Consider the following 20,586-nt stretch of genomic DNA (forward strand, 5'->3'; position numbering starts at 1 on the left):
TAATGTATTCGCTCTATTAGGAAAGGTTTCTAGGTCCTCATAAATCCTTCAATTAAAGGTCTGTTTTCTGGAATCTCACGGGCGAACTATCGAGGATTTATCAAAAACACAACATCAGCAATCAACGCAGAAAGGCTTTTCGAAGGCGCATTTTTTCAAAAACCGCATTTGGACGGGCGCCGATAATAGCGTTAAAAAAGCATAATTGCCTCAAAAGAGCAAGTATTATGGATTTTCCGGCTCAAACGACCAGCCGGCTGCGCTCGAGCTCCTTGAAGCAATCGCCCGCCCTGTCCGAGGGCCGGGCCTGGGAACTGACCCATTCGACGAGTTCCTCCATCCCCCGGTCGAAGTCGCGCCGGGGACGGAAACCGAACCCCTGCTGCAGCTTGGACGTATCGGCAAAGCAGTGCCGGATATCGCCCACGCGATATTTGTCGAGCACCTGCGGCGCCAGGTTCTTGCGCAGCAGCCGCGCCAGGCTGTGGGCCATGTCATTGACCGAAATCGCCTTGCCGCTCCCCACATTATAGGCGTCCCACACTTCGGAATCCGACGTGATCACCGTGGCGAAGGCATCGGCCACATCGCCCACATGCACGAAGTCGCGCATCTGCCGCCCGTCCTCGAAAACCAAAGGCGGCTGGTCATTCAGGAGGCGCGAGATGAAGATGGCCGCAACCCCGGTATAGGGATTGCTCAGCGCCTGCCGCGAGCCATAGGCATTGAACAGCCGCAGGGCAATGGTCGGTATGCCGAGCGCCCGGCCCACCGAGAGGAACATTTCCTCATGGTCCCGCTTGTTGATGGCGTAGATCGAGGCGGGCATCAGGGGTTTGCTTTCCCGCGTCGGCATCGGCGCCAGGGCTTCGCCCGCCTGCTCGAGCTCCCAATGATGCCGGCGCAGATCGTCGAGGCTGCGCATGGCCGGTGCCGCCATCGCGCCGCCCGGGGTGCGGTATTCGCCTTCCCCATAGATCGACATGGAGGACGCGACCGCCACCCGGCGCACCGTATGATGGCCATGCGAGAGGGCTTGCAGGATGATGGCCGCCGCCATGGTGTTGTTGCGGGTGTAATCGACGATATTGGTCATCGACTGCCCGACCCCCACCGAGGCGGCCAGATGAATCAGATGCGTGATCCCCTGCCCCAGGGCGTTCTCGAAAACCCCGTCATCGAGCAGGTCGCCCTTGATCCGCCCCGCCCTGGGGTTGAGATAAAGCGGCCAGCCCTCCGCATCGCGCTCGGCCCCCGCATGCACCTGCTCGAGCAGGCAGTCGAGGACGGTGACCCTGTGCCCGGCGGCAATCAAGGTATCGGTCAGGTGCGAACCGATGAAGCCGGCGCCCCCGGTGATGAGGAAATGGTCACCCATTGGAGATTTCCTTTCGTTTTTCGATGGCCGGTTGCGGCGCGGGAAAGGCGATGATGTCGGCGCCTGCCGCGCCGGTCTGGGCAAGCCGCTTGCGCACCAGCACATGATTGGCGTCGTTCTTGATCGTGCGCTCCCAAGTCAGGCCGCCGTCGCGCAGATACATCATCAACCCGATCCAGAGCGGGACGCACCACAGCGTCCACCACGCCATGAGGAACAGGGGGTTGACCCGGATCAGGTAGAGAGCCCGCAGCAAGGGGTTGGGCAGGATCTGCGCGGCCCGCCGCCAGGTCGAGCGGTAGACCATGGCGATCACCACCAGAAAGACGGCGATATTGACGAGGCCCAGTACGGCCAGCGGGGCGGGAACCGGCGACTGGCCCAAAGCGAACTGGATGCTGACGTAAACGCCCAGCACGATGCCGATCGGGTTGAGACACAGGGAAAGGCAGGGCACGAAATTGAGTCTGGCGCGCGCCCGCTGCCAGCCATTCATGCCCATTTCGGTGAGCGGGACGGTGCTCAGGCTCTGGAAAAACCCCGCCACCCACCGCTTGCGTTGGGTGATGCCGTGCGAAAACGTCGCCGGCACCTCTTCCACCAGCGGGCTGGCGATGATGCCGATCCGCTTGCCATTGGCCCAGAAGCGCATCCCCACCTCGGGGTCCTCGATGGTCATCCACGGGTTGAAGCCCCCCAGCGCCACGAGGTCGGACGCCTTGAAGAACAGCCCCTTGCCCAGCACCCAGAAAGGCTGGCGCCCATTAGCCGACAGATGGGGATAGAGATAGCCGTCCCAGGCCATGTGATCGAAGGAATGCATGCTGGCCGCCCAGCCATCGAGGCAGTTTCCGGCAATGTTCTGGGCCTGAAGCACGTCGAACTGGCGGATGCCGGCCGCGGCGGCCCGGAAATGGTCGGGCGGCGGGCAACTGTCGGCGTCGATATAATCGACCAGGAAATCGGGAAGCTCGGAAAGCGCTTCGTTTATCGTATAAAAGGCATAGACGAGCTGCCGCGTCTTCTTGGGCGGCAGGGCCTTTTCGCCCGCCCGCGCGCCCCGGTGCCACCAATAGGCCTTGTCCGTTGCGTCCCACGCATTCCACACCACCTCCCAGGAGTCATCGCCGGTCGGCGGAACCTGCAACACCTGGAGGAAATCGAAGCGCTGTTTCAGCCGCAGAAGCGACGCCACGGTTTCCAGGTCGTCGGCATTGGGGATGGCCACCACGCGATATTTGTTCTTCGGATAATCGAGCCGCTCGATGGTGAGGAAGGTGGTCCGCATCGTCTCTTCGGCTTCACGCAGCACGGGGTAGAACAGGACGATGAACGGCACCTCCTCATCGGGCACCCGCTCGGATTCGTCCACCCAATCCACCGGCAGCGAACGCAGGTACAGCGTCACCGAGAGCGTCGCGCAATAGCCGATCTGGATGATCGCAAAGCCGATGACCAGCATCTCCGAGAGCGAAGCGACGTCCATGATCCGGCCTCACTGCGCCGCGGAAAGCTGGGGTTCGCCGGCGGCGTGCCAGGCGGGAGACCGCGTTGCGGGACGATGGGCGCTGTCGGGACGGCGCCCCACCCCGTGGATGGCAAAGCCGGCGGTGGCAAAGCCGGTCACGTCGAGGCCATTGCGCAGGTCGACGATGGTCCGGCCGGTCATCATCTGGGCGAGACGGAACGGATCGAGCCGGGAAAACTGCGGCCAGGCGGTGGCGAGGACCAGGCAATCGCACCCCTGGGCGCAATCATAGGGATCGAGCGCCAGCGCCAGGCTATTGAGGGCCGGATGGCCGTAGGGCATGGCCTTGGGATCGCAGGCGACCACCCGCGCACCCAGCGCAATCAGGTCCCCGATGAGATCGACGGCAGGCGATTCCCGGCAATCGTCGGTCCCCGCCTTGAAGGCCAGTCCCAGCACCCCGATGCGCTTGCCGTCCACCGACCCGTCCATGGCCTCGACCACGCGGGAAGCGAGCCCGCCGCGGCGTTGCAGATTGCTGGCCACGGTGCGCTCCAGAATGCCCAGCCGCACCCCATAGGTCTGCGCCGTTTCGAGCAGGGCGACCCCGTCCTTGGGAAAACACGACCCGCCATAGCCCGGCCCGGCTTCGAGGAAGGCCGGGCCGATGCGCGCATCGAGCCCCATGCCCCTGGCGACCGAGCGAATGTCCGCTCCCCCCTTCTCGCACAGATCGGCGACCTCGTTGATGAAGGCGACCTTGGTGGCGAGAAAGGCGTTGGAGGCGTGCTTGATGAGTTCCGAGCTGCGCCGTCCGGTCCAGTGGATCGGGACCCCGGCCTCGGCGAGCGGCGCATAGATGGCTTCCAGCACCGGGTTCGGCGCGCCATCATCGGTGCCGATGACGATCCGGTCCGGTCCGAGGAAGTCGAGCACCGCCCGTCCTTCCTTGAGGAATTCGGGGTTGGAGACCACCTCGGCAGAAAGATCGGGGCGCAACCGCCCCATCATGGTCTCGATGGCGTCGCAGACCCCCATCGGCACGGTGGATTTGACGACGATCAGGGGGGAGGCTGAAGCGGCTTGCGCGATGTCCTCGACGGCTCCCGCCAGGGCAGAGAGATCCGCGCTTTTCCCATCGCCCCCGGCGGGGGTTCCGACGGCGATGAAAATCGCATCGATCGAGGAATCGAGTTCGGGCAAGACGAGCGCAAAGGAAAGGCGGCCCTGCGCAACATTGGCTGCGACCAATGCCTTCAGCCCCTTTTCGTAGATCGGCACTTCGCCGGCGGCCAGCGCCGAGATGCGCGCGACATCGGTGTCGACGCACACCACTTCATGGCCGATATGGGCGAGGCATGTTCCCGTTACCAGGCCGACATATCCGCAGCCCAAGATCACGATACGCATGGCCGATCCTTTCAAGATTATGAGTGATTGGTTAAAAATGGACGCGGGGCATTCAGGCCGGAACCAGCCGGCTGTGCCCGACAACGGATGCAAAATAGGCGATGGTGCGTTCCAGCCCGTGCAGCAGGTCGACCTGCGGCGCCCAGCCCAACAGGCTATAGGCCTTCGATATGTCCGGCCGCCTGCGCATGGGATCGTCGATCGGGCGCGGCATGTGCACCACCCGCGAGCGGGACGACGCCATGGCCACGACGATGGAGGCCAACTCCCCCACCTCGATCTCGGACGGATTGCCGATATTGACCGGCCCCTCCACCTGCTGCTCGCTGCGCATCAGCGCGATCAGCCCGTCGATGAGGTCGTCCACATAGCAGAACGAGCGGGTCTGCCGTCCGTCGCCATAGATGGTGATGTCCTCTCCCCGCAGGGCCTGCACGATGAAGTTCGAGACGACCCGCCCGTCATTTTCCAGCATGCGCGGGCCGTAGGTGTTGAAGATGCGCGCGATCCTCACCCGGACCCCGGAATCCATGCACAAGGTCTCGGCGAAGCGCTTGCCCTCGTCATAGCAGGAGCGCGGGCCGATGGGATTGACATGGCCCACATAGGTTTCGCGCTGCGGATGCACTTCGGGGTCGCCATAGACTTCCGAGGTCGAGGCCTGCAGATATTTCGCCCGGTCGGCCTTGGCGCGATCGAGGAGATTCATGGTGCCCCAGGCGCAGGTCAGCGCCGTGCGCATGCGGTCGGCCTGGTAATGCACCGGCGATGCGGGGCAGGCCATGTTGTAGACTTCGTCGAACCGTGGCAGTCCCGGCGGCAGGCAGTCGATGATGTCATGCTCGAGAAACTGGAAATGCCCGGTTTGCCAGAAGGCGCTGATATTCTCGATCCGGCCGGTGTGAAGGTTGTCGAGGCAGAAGACGTCATAGCCGTCGGCCAGCAACCGCTCGCACAGATGCGAGCCCAGAAAGCCCGCTCCTCCCGCAACGCACGCGGTCCTGCCTGCACCGATCTGGCGGACTTGCCGCTTTGTCCGGACGATTGTGTTCACGGTCTCTCGCATAAGACTTCTCCAGGGTTGAGGAGGCGTCCACCCTGGGTGAACCGCCCGGCACCGTTCGACTGATCATGAAAATCGGTATTCACATCCCGGATGGGCGGGGCGGAGGGAGGGGCACGATGGCCTCGACCGCCCCGACGGCACCGAGAGCGGGCCAGCCTTGCGGCGGCGGCGCCACGATGGCGACCTGGCCGCTGCCATAGAGGGGGCGCAGCCCCATATGCATCGGCACGTCGACTTCCACCGAGCCATATTCGAGGATCTTGATCCGCTCTCCGGGAATCGCGACGCCGTTGACCACGATCTGCTGGATGAACAGGTTGCGGTCATAGCCGTCGCCGGTGTCGAGATAGCGGTCATTGGTCAAGACGATGCTGATCGGCGCATCGGCCAGAAAATCGGCATCGGGGACCTCGAAATCGAAATGCTCGAGATAGGGCAAGGGCGACGGAGCGCCGAACAGCCGCCCCTCGGTCTCGGTGTCGATGGCCTTGGCGACGACGCCCTGCCCGATCACCAGATCGCCCATCCTGATCTGGAACGTGGGCGCGCCCTCATAGGCTTCCCCGGCGATGGCGATGGAAACGCTCGACGTCGCGAGAACCGCCGTCGGCGCGGCGGCAAGCATAAAGGCGGCAGACAATACTGGAAGCCAGCGCATTTTTGCTCTCCCTTCCTGGGTTCGACTTGGGCAATACTGCCCGTGGTTAACAAAATGTTCGCTGGAAAATCGGCGCTCGGCCACCGACAAAATGGGTCTAGACAGAAAGAGCTAATTGTTCCGCGCGCCCTCAGTTGCCACTCTTGTCGCATCAACCCAGGGGGGGAGTTGTCATGAAGGTATCGCGTACCGTTCCGACGCTCGATCGCCGGCAGTTCCTGTCCGCCGGCCTCACCTCGGTGGCCAGTCCCCTGCTGCTGGCCGGCGGGGTTCACGCCCAGGAGAATGGGTCGGCTCAGACGGCACAGGAGGCCTATCCGCCCGCCGCCAATGACGCGCTGAGATTTTCAGCCTCCCGGCGCGGCCTGCGCTTCGGCTCGGCCATCCGGTCCGACATCCTGCGACAATCCCCGGAAGAAACAGGCTTTTTCGTCGCCGAGTGTTCCTCGATCACCCCCGAATGGGAAATGAAATGGAACAGCATGGCCTATTCCAGCGAGCAGCACGACTTTTCCGATTGCGACCTGATCGTCGATTTCGCCCGGCGCCACGGGCTGGCGGTGCGCGGGCATACGCTTCTCTGGCATCAGGCCATACCCGATTGGGCGCTACAGCGCATCGAGGAGACCCAGGACTGGTCCATCATCGCGAATCATATCCAGGCCGTGGTGTCTCGCTATGAGGATGCGGTCGACGAATGGGACGTGGTCAACGAACCGATCGACGCCTACGGGCCTGACGGATTGCGTGAAAATCTGTTCCTGCGGGCCTATGGAAGGGACTACATCGAAATGGCTATCCGTCTCGCCCATGAGATTGCCCCCGATGCGCGCATGTTCATCAACGACTACAGCCTCGAATACGAATACCCCGAGGAGCACGGCCGCCGGCTGGCGCTGATCGGCCTCGCCGAACGGCTGTTGTCGCGCGGGGTCCCCCTGGGCGGCATCGGGGTGCAGGCCCATCTCGATCTGCGCAAGGGCACCATCTCGGAATCCGATATCGACGCCTTTTTCTCCGCCATCGGCAGCCTGGGCCTCGACATCGCCATCACCGAGCTCGACGTGCGCGAAAGCGACATCCTGCTGCCCATCGAGGAACGGGACAGAATGGTTTCGGCAACCGTCAAACGCTATCTCGATGTCGCCCTTGCCCACCCGGCGGTGACCTCGGTCTCCACCTGGGGGCTGAGCGACGCGCATTCCTGGCTCGCCCAGCCGCCCCAGGGTCATCCCTGGAACCGGGGTGTGCTCTACGACCAGTATTGGCAGGCCAAGCCCATGCGAACGGCCCTGTCGCAAGCCTTCGGATAAGGCCCCGGGTCAGCGCTCGCGGAAGGCGCGCGACATGGAATCTACGATCGGCTTGGTGAGGTACTCGAAAAATGTCCGCTCCTGCGCCTCGATGAGGATTTCGGCCGGCATGCCGGGGGTCGGATTGAAATCATTGATGCGGGCGAACTGCTCGGGCGGCACGGTGATGCGGGCGACATAGATCTCCTCGGGCGCCCGGCCCGGAAGGGCATCCACCAGCGAATCCGCCGACACATAGGTGACGACGCCCTCGAGCAGCGGCGTGGTGCGCTGGTTGAGGGCGGACAGGCGCACGCTTGCCGTCTGGTCGACCCGCACCTCGTCGATCTGCATGCGCGGAATCTGCGCCTCGATGATCAGCGGCACGTCGCCGGGCAGGATTTCGAGGATCGGCGTTCCGCTGGTGATGACGCCGCCGGACGTATGGTAGTGCATCCGGACCACCACGCCCGAAACCGGCGCGGTGATGATCGTCCGCCCCAATATATCCTGGGAGGCGCGCAACTCCTCGCGCACCGCCTCCATTTCGGCCTCGACGGTCTGCATCTCGTTGAGCGCCGCCTGCCGGTAATCGTCGCGCGCCTGGATCACCTCCTTTTCATAGCGCTCGATCTGTGCCGTGGTGATGCGCAAATCGGCATCGAGCCGTGCCGCATTGCCCTGCACGTCCATCAGCGCCCGCTCGATGGCGTTCACCGCCGAACGGGTCACGATGCCGCGTTCGAGCAGGGCGCTCTGCGCCGCGAGATCGGCGTCGATCAGCTCCCGTTGCCGTTCGAGGGACTCCATCTGCACCTCGATGCCGTCATGCTGATACCACAGGGCGTTGATGTTCTCCTCGAGCACGCCGACCCGGTTGCTCAACGCTTCACGTGCGCCTTCGAAAAATTCGCGCTGCCCATCATCAATCGCCCGGATTTCGGGATCGTCCAGATGGCTGACCAAGCTGGCAGGGGTAACGTATTCCTCCTCCTCCTCCCGGGCGGCGGCGCTCAGGCGCGCGAGGATCGCTTCAAGCCGGAACATGCGCACCTGCAACCGGCGGGTATGGGCCTGCGCCACGGTCTCGTCGAGCCGAACCAGCGGCTGGCCCTCGGCGACCCACATGCCCTCCTCGACCAGCAGCTCCCGGATGATGCCGCCCTCCAGATGCTGCACGATCTTGTTGCTGCCGGTCGCGACGAACGAGCCTTGCGCAATGACGGCGGAGGCCAGCGGCGCCATGGCGCCCCAATAGGTGAACCCGCCGAACGACAGCGCCATCAGGGCAAACCCTGCCAGCGCATAGGGCCGGACCGAACGGGGCAGGCCCGCATGCCAATCGGTGGAGCGGGAATTATTGGGCAGGGCGAGGGTCATGGGTTCGGTCCTTGCGGCATGGTGGACGGGGGCTGGGCCGGACCCTCGGTCAGGGCCTTGAGCACTTCCGTCCGCTCCCCGAGCATGGCGACCGAGCCGGCGTTGAGCACCATGATCTTGTCGACGCAGGCGAGGAGCGAGGTGCGCTGGGTGATGGTGACGGTGGTGATCTGGTGCCGCTTGGCGTGTTGCAGCGCCCGGGCCAGCGCGGCCTCGCCCGCCGTGTCGAGATTGGAATTGGGCTCGTCCAGAACCACGAGGCGCGGACTGCCGAAAAACGCGCGCGCCAGGGCGATCCGCTGTTTCTGCCCGCCCGAGAGCGGCGCGCCGTCGCCGGCCACGAAGGTTTCATACCCCTGGGGGAAGCTGGCGATCATCTCATGCACATCGGCCAGCACCGCGGCCTCATAGATATCCTGGTCGCGGGCATCGTCGCGCATACGGCCGATATTGGCCTTGATCGTGCCGGGAAAAAGCTGCACGTCCTGGGGCAGATAGCCGATATTCTCGCCGAACTGGCGCGGGTCCCAGTTGCGCAGATCCATGAGGTCGAGCCGGACATTGCCCGAAGTGGGCAGGATGGAGCCCACCAGCATCTTGCCCAAAGTGGTCTTGCCGGAACCCGAATTGCCCACGATGGCCAGCGATTCCCCCGGCATCAGCGTGAGCGACACGCCATTGAGAATGACCTTCTTGGTCGGCGGTGGCACATAGAGCACGCGTTCGACATCGAGCCGCCCCTTGGGCTCGGGCAGCAGCAGGCGCTCGACATTGAGGGGCGAACTTTGCAGGAGCGTGCGGATGCGCTGGAAGGCGGCGCGGAAATTGGTGAACTGGTTCCAGCCCTCGATGGCCCCTTCGATCGGGCCCAGCGCCCGGCTGGCAATGATCGACGCCGCGATCACCATGCCCCCGGTCAATTCGCCCTGGATGGCCAGATAGGCGCCGCAGCCGAGCATCGCCACCTGGGTGAGCATGCGGAAGCCGCGCGATATGGACGCGATGATGATGTTGCGATCCTGCCCCCGGCTCTGGGCCAGAAGCGAGCCGGCGGTATCGCGCCCCCAGATGCGCACCGCCTCGGGGATCATCGCCATGGCGTTGATGATCTGCGCATTGCGCGCCATGGAGTCGAGATGGACGCTGGCCCGGCTGACGAAATTGCCCGCATCGGAAAAATGCCGCGCCGTGACGCGCTGGTTGATGACGGCCAGGGTGAGCAGCACGAGGCTGGCGCCGACGATGATATAGCCCAGATCGGGGTGGATCAGGAAAACCACGATGACGAAAAGCGGGCTGAGCGGCGCATCCAGGATCGACAGCAGCGTGCCCGAGGTGATGAAGCCGCGCAATTGCTGCAGATCCCCCAGCACGTGATAGTCCTTGCTGTTGCCGTTGAGCGAGGCCCGCGCGGCGGCGCTGAGGATCGGCCCGCCCAATTGCGCCGCCACTTCCACCGCGGTGCGCGTGAGGATGAAGCGCCGCAGGGCGTCGAGTATGGCCTGCAGGATGATGGCGCCGGCGATGACCAGGGTGAGCATGATCAGCGTATCGAGGGACCGGCTGGTCAGCACCCGGTCGGAAATCTGGAACAGATAGACCGGGATGGCGAGGACCAGCACATTGGTGGCCAGGGTGAACCCCATGACGATCCAGAGATTGCGCTTGACCGCGCCGAGGGCATTCTGAAAGCTCTTGGCGAAATTGGGGGCTTCGGCCTGCCGGTGGAAGCCGCGCCCGCCGCCGCCACGCCCTCCGCCGCCATCGGCGGGCGGCTGGCCGTCGCCATTTCCCCCGCCCGGCCGGAGCACGCGGCCCGGCGCGCGCTGGCCTTCGAGGACCGGCGCCATTTCGGGAACCGTGCGCTGTGGGCGATCGTCGGGATTGGCGCGGGTCTCGTCGCGGGCCGAAAGGGGCGGCGCGGCTTGAGCCGGCTGACCCTCGCCGCGCGCAGCGGCATCGGTGCGAGCCTCGGCCCTCAGGCCCGGGTTCATTACAGTGGTCATTATCCTCCCCTTTGAACCCTCTCGGCGGCGTGTGGCCCGGTCAGGCCAGCACGGCGTCCAGTCCCTCCGGCACCTGGCTGGCGATGGCCGCGAGGCCGAGAACATCGGCATCGGGCATGATATCGGCATCGAAATCGTCGGCGATGAACGCCACCGCTTCACTGACCACCTGGACCGGCGCCTCCGTACCGGTATGGATGATTTCGGCCTGGATCAGCATGGCCTGGGAATATTGCGTTCCGCCCAGATAGGCGGTGTCGCCCATGCTCTGGTAATCGACGATCGAGGCGGCGTTGATGAGGACGTTCTCCCCGGTCTGGACCGACCAGTCCACCGCCTTCTTGAAGGTCTCCTCGGCGTAAAGGACCACCTTGTCGGGGTCGCCGGCCACATTGACCTGCTCGACATAGTTGATGTCGTAGACGTCGCCCTTGATGTAGAGCACCTTGAGGGTGGAATAGCCCTCGAAATCGGGGTCCTCGGCAAAGGCGCGCGGCATGGCCATATTGCCATTGTCGAGCCGCGTCATGGCGTCGGTATAGTGATCGGGCACCCCGCTCTCCCAGTCGGAAGTGCCGATGCGGGCGATCTGGGCCTGGTTCCACAACAGGTTTCCGCCCGTCTCGATGGAGCCGCCATTGTCCGGCATCTCGCCTTGATAGGAGATTTTGTCGTGATCGTAGAGGACGTTGAGCTGGGTGATGTAGTTGATGTCGTAGAGATTGCCGCCGATCAGGAGCAGGTCGTAGGACATCCCCATATAGGTGATGCCCGTGCTGTTGATGGTGAGGTTGCCGCCGGTTCCGATGGTGGTGGTGGTGCCTGTGGCGGTGAGGGTCAGGCTGTCGCCATCGGCCATGAAATTGTATTGGGTCAGCCAGTTGAACGAGATGAGATCGCTGTCCACCGTGGTCACCGCCCAGGTATCGGGCATCTGGCCCGGATTGGCCTCGGCCGCCTTCCCGGCGGTGTCATAGGTGACGGTCTTGAACGCGGCCAGATTGACCAGCACGTCCTCGGCGCTTGACAGCGTGAAGCCGGAGGGCAGCCCGCCATCGATATCGGCGCACACCGCAATCGCATTGACCTGCACGACGACGTCCACGCAGTAATAATCGCCGGCCAGCCCGATCGTCGTCGCCACCACGCCGGCGGAAGCCAGCGTCGCTTCGTTGACGAGGAGATTCTGGCCCGTCACGATCACCATGGTCGTATCGGTCTGGCTGGCATCGATGACGATCTCGTCGCTCTGTCCCACCTCGCTCGGCGGGGCCTTGACGATATCGGACGCATCCCCCTCCTTGGCGAGGTGCTCGGGCAGGTAATCGTCCAACTCGGGGTCGTCGTCCTCGAGCTTTTCCTCGTTCATCCAGCTTCCCGACAAGGTGCCGCCCGACGCGGTCGCGACCGAACCCGCGCCGGCCACCGCGTCATGGGTGTCGACGGTGAACTGGGACAGTTCGGACGGGGAGAAGACGACATCGAGCGCCGAAAACGATCCCGCAGCCTCGCGCGCTTCCAGTTCGAGCGCCCTCAGTTCGAGGACCGGCTGATCGGGGGGTTCGATGGCGAAACCGGGGGTTCCGACGACCACCACATCCTGGTCGAAGAGAAAACTGTGCTGCTGGATCACCGCCACGAAATCGCCCGGAGGCGGAATGGTGTAGGAGGGAATATGGGGCGGGTTCCAGTCCCGGTGCATCCAGTCCTCCCTCGAGGACGGGAGCGCGGGGGCGATATGGATCTGGGGGACATGCAGCTCGATCTCGGCGATCGCGGCCACGGAATTTCCGCCGGTCGAAAGGATGTAATCGCTTCGATCGAGATCGTCGGGCGCGATATCCTTGCCCTTCACCGCTGCGGTCGCGTCGGGATCGAGCGAGAGCGGGGGTTGTCCATAGGCAATTCCGGGCCCCTCGTCATGGGAGATGCGCGCACGCAAATCCTCAAGGGCGATCCGCAGTTCACCGATGAAATGGCTGATCGCATCGATGATTTGATCGATTGGGGTGAACACGATTTACCCCTTTGCCCTGGGCTGGATGGCGGAAAGGACCAGCGCGGGAAATCCGCGCTGATCCGGCTTGCTGATTTTGGAGATCAGAAACTGTCGCCGTCGGTCGTGGTCGTGGTGTGATCGCCACCCACGATGTCCACATTGACCGCATTCTGCTGCAGGTTGGCACCCATCACGACTTCCATGTTGAAAGCCGAGCCGGTGGCAATGCCGCTTGCGTCGGCCGTCGCCACGATGTTGTTGCCGGCGCTTCCGAACGGATCGTCCACGCTGTCCCAATCACCTCCTACCGAGGCGCCGCCACCAGTGGCCGTGAGCTGGAAGTTGCCCGCGTTGTTCTGGTGGAAGCCGCTGAGCGCGTCATTGTCGACGATGTCGGCGACCTGGTTGATGGCGAAGCCAGTGCCGTCGCCCCCGCCAAACGCTCCGTTGAAGACATTCTCGAACTGTACGGCAATCTCACCCCAGGTGGTGCTGGAGTCCGAATTGAAGGCGTCGCTGATCGCGACATCGAGATTAAACGAATTGTCCGAATTGTCGTTGTTGGAGTCGTTGGTCGAGCTGTCGGTGAGGGTGTTGAACGAGTCCGCGACATCGACGTCGAGGGTCGCATCGATCGAGGCATCCGTATGCTGGGAAGCGTCGTTGAACGATCCATTGGTCGAATTGTCGTTGAACGCATCGGTCAGCGCGACGTCGACATTGGTCGAATTGTCCGAGTTGTCGGAATTGTCGGAGTTGTCGTTAAATGAATCGTCGATCCCGACATCAAGGTCGGTATTGACCGACGCGTCGTTGTTGGAGTTCGTGCTGGAAGAGTCGTTGAACGAGTCTTCCATGCCCAGCGCCAGATTGGTCGAGTTGTTCGACTTGTCGTTGAACGCATCGGTCATTCCCACATCGACATTGGTCGAATTGTCGGAATTGTCGTTGAAGGCGTCGGCTACTGCCAAATCAATGTCGGCATTGGTCGAATTGTTCGAGCTGTCGTTACCCGAACTGTTTACAGAATTGTTCGATTTGTCGTTCAAGACATCGGTAAGCCCCACATCGACATCTGTATTGGTCGAATTATTCGACTTGTCGTTGAGGATATCGGAAACACCGACTTCCGTTGAGCCATCATTGATCTGGCTATTTGTCATGCCATTGTTGTCGGCCATTGGTCCATCTCCCATTTGAAGTGAATGGGTTCCGGCCGCTTTCTCGCATCTTGAAGGAAAGCATAGCGCCGGTCCCAGGTGATGCTTCCGGGGAAGATCCAAGGGGGTCGAACCGTCTGGAAGCGCGCCGACTGTGCCCTTGCCGGACAGGCGAGATAAGGTACGAATTGGAGCTAGATCGTCGGATATAGACCTGTCACGTCGCGGTTTTCTCGGCCAATCACCGCGTTTTTTTCGCCCCGCGCGGCTCCGGGAACGACCAGTTCGGGCGGCGGGCTAAACCATCAGAGCTAGAAAATTCCCGCTCGCGACCCGATTCCCGGCCTCCAGGCGCCGCCCTGTCACGTTCGAGTCACGCCCCGGTCACGCTGGGGCGAATAGAATTTGTTCGTTTGGTCAAAAAGGCCAGGCCATCAAGGTCAAAAAAGGGTTAAAAAAGGAGGCATATGCAATGAACCGGAGCGCGAACTCACCGGCGCTCGATGGCACGCAACACCGGATCCTGTTCTATTGCGCCAATGGCGGCGCGATGTTTCAGGGGATGGCGCGGATCATCGAAGCCCATATCGCCCATTCGCACGTCGTACTTACGGACCATCCACCCGGAACGGTGCCCAAGCAGGAAGACGTCAACCTGCTTCTGCTCTATGGCGTGTGCAGGCGCGACAAGGTCGATACGATCGAGACATGGCGGCAGGACTATCCCAATGCGGCGTTGGGACTGGTGGTCGAGAGCATTGGAGAAGAGAATGCGCTCTTGGGTCACCTGTTCAACGACTACATTGTCCAGGGTATCCTTCCGCTCGACTACGAACTCGACGTCTGGCTGGCCGCCATCTCCGTGCTGCTGAGCGGGGGCAAGTTCTATCCCTTCAACAGCAGGCACGCCCATGTTTTCGAAGGACGGCACTATCCCGCACGACCGATGGACTCCGGCCTCAAGATCGAGCACGACCAGATGGTCCGGCCGGACCGCACCCTTGGCCTCACCCCCCGGGAGCGCGATATCCTGCGCCTGATCTCCGAAGGGCACCAGAACAAGGTGATCGCCAGCCGGATGGGACTGTCCGAGCATACGGTAAAGGTCCATGTGCACAATCTGATCGCCAAGCTGCGGGTCACCAACCGGACCCAGGCGGCTATTGCCTTTCTCGCCAGTGACGGAGTACCTGCGGCCAGCTGAGGAGACGGCCATGCGCAGTCGCAACGAGGACCTGCTGCTCCTTGTGGGACAGCTCAACTATACTTGGACCAATACCGAAAGCCTGCTCATCCACATCATTGAGCACCTGATGCGGACCAGAAAGGATGTGGCGACGATCGTGTTCCTCACGCTCAACACCACCCGCGCCCGCCTCGATCTCATCGAGCGTCTCGCCAAGCTGCCCACGGCCGACAAGGACGTCCGCGGCTTCGTGATGGACATCGCCGCACGCATGCGCCGCGCATCGGGCATGCGCAACAAGTACAACCATTGCATTTATGGCTTCGACGACACCGGAACCATAGAGAGCACCCAATTGATGCGCGTCGCCGACTATGGCGACACGTTGGTTTATGGCCGGGTGGAGCGGGTCGACGAAAAGGAGATCGCCAGGATCAGATCCAGCATCGTGGATCTCGTGGCCCTCAACCGCACCCTGGCCGAACGGATCGCCGCCTGGGGTCCGCACGCACCGGCCGCAGAATAGGGGACAGGGCCCGCCGACCGGCGGGCCACGCGGCGAGCCCCAATATGTAATGTTATAAAATCTACAAGTTGACGCCCTATGCTGGCGGCGAGCGCGGCTGTCCTGGACACGATCAGGTTGCCTCCTAGAGTGTTGGAGTTACGGCTGCGCTCACCTCCATTCGCCTGTCACAAAAGCCGGTTTTCAATCCCAGCTCAGCGCACCGGAGGACTGGTATTCGATCACCCGGCTCTCGAAGAAGTTCTTCTCCTTTTTCAGATCCATCACCTCGCTCATCCAGGGGAATGGATTGTCGGCCGGCGGGAAGACCGGCTCCAGCCCCAATTGCGCGCAGCGGCGATTGGCGATGAAGTGCATGTATTGCTCGCACAAGGCCGCGTTGAGCCCGAGGAAGCCGGTGGGCATGGTATCGCGCCCATAGGCGGCTTCGAGCTCCGCCGCCTCGCGCAGCATGGAGCGGATGTCCTCCTGGAACACGGCCGTCCACAGATGCGGGTTCTCGTGCCGGATCTGGTTGATGACGTCGATGCCGAAGTTGAGATGGATGGATTCGTCGCGCAGGATGTATTGATACTGCTCGGCGATCCCCACCATCTTGTTGCGGCGCCCCAGCGAGAGGATCTGGGCAAAGCCGGTATAGAACCACATGCCCTCGAAGATCACGTAGAAGGCCACGAGGTCTTTCAAAAAATGCTGGTCGGCCTCGGTGGTGCCGGTCGAGAACTCCGGATCATCGAGGCTCTGGGTGTGCTTTAAGGCCCAGGCCGCCTTGTCGGTGATCGAGGGCACCTCGCGATACATGTTGAACAGTTCACCCTCATCGAGCCCGAGGCTTTCGACGATGTACTGGAAGGTGTGGGTGTGCACCGCCTCCTCGAACGCCTGGCGCAGCAGATATTGCCGGCATTCGGGATTGGTCAGGTGCCGGTAGATGGCGAGGACGATATTGTTGGCCACAAGGCTTTCCGAGGCGGCGAAGAACCCCAGATTGCGCTTGAGCATGCGGCGCTCGTCTTCGGTCAGCCCGTCTTTCGACTTCCACAGCGCGATATCGGCCTGCATGGAAATTTCCGTCGGCATCCAGTGATTGGCGCAGCCGGCAAGGTATTTCTCCCAGGCCCATTTATATTTCAATGGCAGCAACTGGTTGACGTCGGCGCGGGCGTTGATCATCGCCTTGTCGGAGACCGAGACGCGCGCGGCGCCGCGCTCAATCTGGCCCAGGCCGGTGGCATCGGCCGTGTCCGTATTGGACGGGCCGGGAATGGGGGCATCGTCCCATGCGAGAGTGCTCATGGTCATTTGTCCTTAAAGTCTACTGGCAGGCTTCGCAGTCGGGATCGTCGATGGCGCAGGCGTTCGGCCCCGCCTCAAGTTCCGCACGGGCCCGCAGGGTGTCGATGGCATGGGTGACGGGCACCGCATTGAGCCGGCCATCCGTGCCTTTCAGGGTGGATTTTTCGACGCTCGTCGCGGCGCGCGAGCGCAGATAATAGGTGGTCTTCAATCCCATCGACCAGGCGCGGCGGTAGATCGCATCCAGCGCCTTGCCCGAGGGGTTGGCGATATAGAGATTGAGCGACTGGGCCTGATCGATCCATTTCTGCCGCCGCGAGGCCGCCGCGATCAGCCATCTGGCGTCAACCTCGAAGGCGGTGGCGAAGACCGCCTTGAGATCGTCGGGGATGCGGTCGATCTGGCCGACGCTGCCGTCGAAATATTTGAGGTCCGAGATCATCACCTCGTCCCAGAGGCCGCGGGCCTTGAGGGCCTCGACCAATAGCGCGTTCACCACCGTGAAGTCGCCGCTCATATTGGTCTTGACGTAAAGGTTCTGATAGGCGGGCTCGATCGACTGGCTAACGCCGCAGATATTGGAGATGGTCGCGGTCGGGGCGATGGCGAGGCAATTGGAATTGCGCATGCCCAGGGTCCACACGCGATCGCGCAACGCTTCCCAATCGAGACGCTGGCTGCGGTCCATATCGACGCCGCCGCGCGCCTCCGCGACGAACTCCACGGAATCGATGGGCAGGATGCCTTTCGACCACAGCGAACCGTCAAAGCTCTGATAGCGGCCGCGCTCCTCGGCCAATTCGGTCGAGGCCCAGATGGCGTGATAAGAAATGGCTTCCATCGAAATGTCGGCAAACTCGACCGCCGCCTCGGAGGCGTAGGCGATGGACTGCATCTGCAAGGCGTCCTGGAAGCCCATCAGGCCCAGGCCGACCGGCCGGTGCTTGAGATTGGAACGCCGCGCTTCGGGGATGGTGTAGAAATTGATGTCGACCACATTGTCGAGCATGCGCATCGCGGTCCGGACGGTTTTCGCGAGCTTGTCGTGATCGAGCCCCTTCTCGCCGATATGGGCGACGAGGTTCACCGAACCGAGATTGCACACGGCGACTTCGTCGGCCGAGGTGTTGAGGGTGATTTCGGTGCAGAGGTTGGACGAGTGCACGACGCCCGCATGCCGCTGCGGCGAGCGCAGATTGCACGGGTCCTTGAAGGTGATCCAGGGGTGGCCGGTCTCGAACAGCATGGACAGCATCTTGCGCCATAATTCGAGCGCGCGGACCTTGCGATGGACCCTGATCCGCCCCGCCTCGGCATCGGCTTCGGCCTGCTCGTACGCGGCCCTGAACGGCGTGCCGTAGAGGTCGTGCAGACCGGGCACTTCGTCGGGAGAAAACAGCGTCCATTCGCCATCCGCCTCCACGCGTTGCATGAACAGGTCCGGCACCCAATTGGCGGTGTTCATATCGTGGGTGCGGCGGCGGTCGTCGCCGGTGTTCTTCCTCAAATCGAGGAATTCCTCGATGTCGATATGCCAGGTCTCGAGATAGGCGCACACCGCGCCCTTGCGCTTGCCGCCCTGATTGACGGCGATGGCGGTGTCGTTGGCGACCTTCAAAAATGGCACGACGCCCTGGCTTTCCCCGTTCGTCCCCTTGATATGGGCGCCGAGCCCGCGCACCGGCGTCCAGTCATTGCCCAGCCCGCCCGAATATTTGGCGAGCAGGGCATTGTCCTTGATGCCCTTGAAGATGGCGTCAAGATCGTCGCCGATGGTGGTCAAAAAGCACGAGGAAAGCTGCGGGCGGCGCGTGCCGGCATTGAACAGCGTCGGGGTCGAGGCCATGAAATCGAAGCTGGAAAGGAGATTGTAGAATTCGATGGCCCGCTCCTCGCGCTCGACTTCCCGCAGGGCCAACCCCATCGCAACGCGCATGAAAAAGGCCTGCGGCAGCTCGTAGCGCTTGCCCGAAACGTGCAGGAAATAGCGGTCATAGAGCGTCTGCAACCCCAGATACTGGAACTGCATGTCGCGCTCGGGCCGGATGGCGGCGGCGATTTTCTGCAGATCGAACCGCGCCAGCTCCGGGTCGAGCATGTCGGCCGCGATGCCGGTCTTGACGTAAGCGGGGAAATATTCGGCATAGCGGGTGGCCATGTCGGCCTGCGTCGCCTGTTCGGGGCGGGAAAAGACGAAGCTCAGCGCTTCGCGGCGCAGCCGGTCGAGCAGCAGGCGCGCGCTGACCTGGGCATAGCCCGGATCGTTTTCGACGAGGGTGCGGGCGGCGAGAATGGGGGCCAACGCCAGCTCATCGAGCGAAATGCCGTCATAGAGATTGCGCCGCGCTTCGGTAAGGATCGCCTCGGCCGAGGTGCCCTCCAGTCCGGCGCAGGCCTCGGCGACCACGGTTTCGAGGCGCGCGAAATCGAGCGGGACAGTGTTGCCCTCCGCATCGCGCATGGACAAGCCCGGCGCGCTTTCGACCAGCCTCGGCGTCCTGGCCGCCTGCTCGGCCCGCTCGGCGGCGCGGCGCTCGCGATAGAGCACATAGGCCCGCGCCACCTTGTGGTGTTCCGAACGCATCAGCGCCAGTTCCACCTGGTCCTGCACGTCCTCGATGTGGAAGGTGCGCCCCTCGCCCACCCGCTTGGTGAGGGCGGCGACGATATTGGCGGTCAGCCCCTCGACGATCTCATGGATGCGCCGCGATGCGGTCGCCGAATTGCCCTCGACGGCGATGAACGCCTTGGTGAGCGCCACCGAAATCTTCGCGGCGTCGAACGGGGTCACGCTCCCATTGCGCTTGATCAGGCTATAGCCCGGCTCGGCATTGACGCCCTGCGGCAAGGGATCGGCTGGAAGAGACTGGATTTGAGACATCGGCACCCCGGATGTGTTGGACGGGGAGCAGAAAGGCGCGCGCAGCCACGGACGCGGAGCACGATCCTCCGGCCGGCACACGAACCCAACGAGACACCCCGCCCGTTGAAAGACAGTTCACGCGCACGGCAGGTCTCCTGGCTCGCGGATCATCGCTCCCTTCCCGCCTTCCCAGCCCATGGCCAGTGGCGAATTGGTGGAAGAAAGCTCTCCGCTTACAGTTGCGGGGGCAGCATCGGCGTCTCACCGATTTCCCGTCTTAGCCCATGATCTTGCGATCAAGGGAACCGTAACACGCCATATATGGTGTTGGCCGCGATGATTCGCGTCAACCGCCAATCCACCTCAATCTGTCAACGGCGGGGTAAAAGTCGGCCATTGGGCGGCGCAAAACCAGGCCACTTGATGTTGGGGGTATCGAGCGCCGGGAGGGCGTAGCCCGAGCGGTGTTCGATACCCCCAACATTGCGTTTTTCAGGACGTGCGGCTGGCTTTGCGTGCCCGGCTTTGGGCGAGACGATAGCTGTCACCATTCATCTCGAGGATGCTGACGTGATGGGTCAGTCGGTCGAGGAGCGCGCCGGTGAGACGCTCGGACCCGAAGATCTCGGTCCATTCGTCGAAAGGCAGATTGCTGGTGATCAGGGTGGAGCCGCGCTCGTAACGCTGCGAGATCAACTCGAACAGCAACTCGGCCCCGGTCTTGGACAGCGGCACGAAGCCCAGTTCGTCGATGATGAGCAGCTTGTAGCCAGCCATCTGCTTCTGGAAGCGCAGAAGGCGACGTTCGTCGCGCGCCTCCATCATCTCGCTGACCAGGGCGGCTGCGGTGGTAAAGCCGACGGACAATCCCCTCTGGCAGGCTGCCAGGCCAAGACCG

General features: G+C 62.9%; 15 protein-coding genes, 1 pseudogene and 1 riboswitch. Of the genes and pseudogenes, 4 read left to right on the top strand and 12 right to left on the bottom strand.

Annotated features, from left to right (window positions below; genetic code table 11):
• Positions 1-241: 241 nt before the first annotated feature.
• The 5 genes from DVH29_RS08215 to DVH29_RS08235 form a co-directional block, all read right to left on the bottom strand.
• Positions 242-1,378, bottom strand: a complete 1,137-nt coding sequence (locus DVH29_RS08215) for an NAD-dependent epimerase/dehydratase family protein (RefSeq protein WP_114645689.1) — start codon at positions 1,376-1,378, stop codon at positions 242-244.
• Entirely contained in the window at positions 1,371-2,864 is a 1,494-nt protein-coding gene (locus tag DVH29_RS08220; RefSeq protein ID WP_114645690.1) for a glycosyltransferase family 2 protein, read from the bottom strand. The genes DVH29_RS08215 and DVH29_RS08220 overlap by 8 nt, the downstream gene beginning before the upstream one ends.
• A gap of 9 nt (positions 2,865-2,873) precedes the next feature.
• Positions 2,874-4,256, bottom strand: a complete 1,383-nt coding sequence (locus tag DVH29_RS08225; RefSeq protein WP_114645691.1) for a UDP-glucose dehydrogenase family protein — start codon at positions 4,254-4,256, stop codon at positions 2,874-2,876.
• Between the two features lie 52 nt (positions 4,257-4,308).
• Positions 4,309-5,322 (bottom strand): UDP-glucuronic acid decarboxylase family protein, encoded by a 1,014-nt coding sequence (locus tag DVH29_RS08230; protein ID WP_114645692.1) that lies wholly within the window; start codon positions 5,320-5,322, stop codon positions 4,309-4,311.
• 79 nt (positions 5,323-5,401) lie between these two features.
• Positions 5,402-5,980 carry a carbohydrate-binding domain-containing protein gene (locus DVH29_RS08235; protein ID WP_114645693.1) on the bottom strand — a complete coding sequence of 193 codons (579 nt, stop codon included), beginning with the start codon at positions 5,978-5,980 and terminating at the stop codon, positions 5,402-5,404.
• A gap of 173 nt (positions 5,981-6,153) precedes the next feature.
• Between DVH29_RS08235 and DVH29_RS08240 the strand changes: the two genes are divergently transcribed.
• Positions 6,154-7,293 (top strand): endo-1,4-beta-xylanase, encoded by a 1,140-nt coding sequence (locus DVH29_RS08240; RefSeq protein WP_114645694.1) that lies wholly within the window; start codon positions 6,154-6,156, stop codon positions 7,291-7,293.
• 9 nt (positions 7,294-7,302) lie between these two features.
• Here DVH29_RS08240 and DVH29_RS08245 read toward each other — a convergent pair whose 3' ends face one another.
• Genes DVH29_RS08245 through DVH29_RS08255 form a run of 3 tightly spaced genes read right to left on the bottom strand, consistent with a single transcriptional unit; the run spans position 7,303 to position 12,441 of the window.
• On the bottom strand, positions 7,303-8,652 hold the full coding sequence (locus tag DVH29_RS08245; RefSeq protein ID WP_114645695.1) for an HlyD family type I secretion periplasmic adaptor subunit: 1,350 nt from the start codon (positions 8,650-8,652) through the stop codon (positions 7,303-7,305).
• Positions 8,649-10,787, bottom strand: coding sequence for a type I secretion system permease/ATPase (locus DVH29_RS08250; protein ID WP_114645696.1), 2,139 nt, complete (start codon positions 10,785-10,787; stop codon positions 8,649-8,651). The genes DVH29_RS08245 and DVH29_RS08250 overlap by 4 nt, the downstream gene beginning before the upstream one ends.
• A complete protein-coding gene (locus DVH29_RS08255) occupies positions 10,699-12,441 on the bottom strand; it encodes a hypothetical protein (protein ID WP_147276038.1) in 1,743 nt (580 codons plus the stop codon). Before DVH29_RS08255 ends, DVH29_RS08250 begins: the two co-directional genes overlap by 89 nt.
• Here DVH29_RS08255 and DVH29_RS16185 point away from each other — a divergent pair.
• Positions 12,412-12,795 (top strand): hypothetical protein, encoded by a 384-nt coding sequence (locus tag DVH29_RS16185; protein WP_147276039.1) that lies wholly within the window; start codon positions 12,412-12,414, stop codon positions 12,793-12,795. The genes DVH29_RS08255 and DVH29_RS16185 overlap by 30 nt on opposite strands.
• Here DVH29_RS16185 and DVH29_RS08260 read toward each other — a convergent pair.
• On the bottom strand, positions 12,759-13,838 hold the full coding sequence (locus tag DVH29_RS08260) for a hypothetical protein (protein ID WP_114645698.1): 1,080 nt from the start codon (positions 13,836-13,838) through the stop codon (positions 12,759-12,761). The genes DVH29_RS16185 and DVH29_RS08260 overlap by 37 nt on opposite strands.
• A 451-nt stretch (positions 13,839-14,289) precedes the next feature.
• Between DVH29_RS08260 and DVH29_RS08265 the strand changes: the two genes are divergently transcribed.
• Together DVH29_RS08265 and DVH29_RS08270 are read left to right on the top strand one after the other, a co-directional pair.
• Complete coding sequence (locus tag DVH29_RS08265; protein WP_114645699.1) at positions 14,290-15,021, top strand: helix-turn-helix transcriptional regulator; 732 nt, start codon at positions 14,290-14,292, stop codon at positions 15,019-15,021.
• A gap of 10 nt (positions 15,022-15,031) precedes the next feature.
• Positions 15,032-15,529: a hypothetical protein gene (locus DVH29_RS08270; protein WP_114645700.1), complete on the top strand. Its 498-nt coding sequence runs from the start codon at positions 15,032-15,034 to the stop codon at positions 15,527-15,529.
• Positions 15,530-15,712: 183 nt separating this feature from the next.
• Here the strand turns inward: DVH29_RS08270 and DVH29_RS08275 are convergent, their stop codons facing one another.
• The 3 genes and pseudogenes from DVH29_RS08275 to istB all read right to left on the bottom strand — a co-directional run.
• Positions 15,713-16,825, bottom strand: coding sequence for a ribonucleotide-diphosphate reductase subunit beta (locus DVH29_RS08275; protein ID WP_114645712.1), 1,113 nt, complete (start codon positions 16,823-16,825; stop codon positions 15,713-15,715).
• Between the two features lie 19 nt (positions 16,826-16,844).
• On the bottom strand, positions 16,845-19,706 hold the full coding sequence (locus DVH29_RS08280; protein ID WP_114645701.1) for a ribonucleoside-diphosphate reductase subunit alpha: 2,862 nt from the start codon (positions 19,704-19,706) through the stop codon (positions 16,845-16,847).
• A gap of 111 nt (positions 19,707-19,817) precedes the next feature.
• Positions 19,818-20,013, bottom strand: a riboswitch (cobalamin riboswitch).
• A 167-nt stretch (positions 20,014-20,180) separates the two neighbouring features.
• A pseudogene (gene istB, locus DVH29_RS08285) lies at positions 20,181-20,586 on the bottom strand (IS21-like element ISSsp5 family helper ATPase IstB); the annotation flags it as partial.

The sequence above is a fragment of the Pelagibacterium lacus genome (assembly GCF_003345525.1).
GTDB lineage: Bacteria > Pseudomonadota > Alphaproteobacteria > Rhizobiales > Devosiaceae > Pelagibacterium > Pelagibacterium lacus.